A 335-nucleotide genomic window follows, 5' to 3' on the forward strand; every position below is an offset into this window, starting at 1 on the left:
CACCTGCTTTAAAGTTTTTAAAGCCTCAATTACCGCTAATCTTTCTTGATTTCCATATGCGCATATATTAATTTTAAACGCCGATGGATACTCCGAAAATTCACTGTAAATATCAAAATGGTTATTATAAGACCATTGCATTTGTGTGTACCTGGCATTGAGCATTTTAATAAACAGGTCTCTTTTCAGGCCATTTTTAAGTCCCTTTATGGTCCCCTTTTCCTTTTTTTTATTTTCTCTCATGTACAGACGAAGGAAAACGGGTTCAGTTATGTTCTCCTGCGGTAATATTTTCCGTTCCAGTCTGACAAATCTCATATCCCCATTCAGGTAAT

1 protein-coding gene is annotated in these 335 nt (G+C 35.8%); it reads right to left on the minus strand.

Features of this window, described 5'->3' with window-relative positions; translation table 11 throughout:
• A partial coding sequence (locus UXI14_RS18110) for a hypothetical protein (RefSeq protein ID WP_335967378.1) occupies window positions 1-318 on the minus strand: 318 nt, incomplete at its 3' end.
• Window positions 319-335: the final 17 nt, after the last annotated feature.

Source organism: Galbibacter sp. PAP.153 (assembly GCF_037029175.1).
In the GTDB taxonomy this organism is placed as follows: domain Bacteria; phylum Bacteroidota; class Bacteroidia; order Flavobacteriales; family Flavobacteriaceae; genus Galbibacter; species Galbibacter pacificus.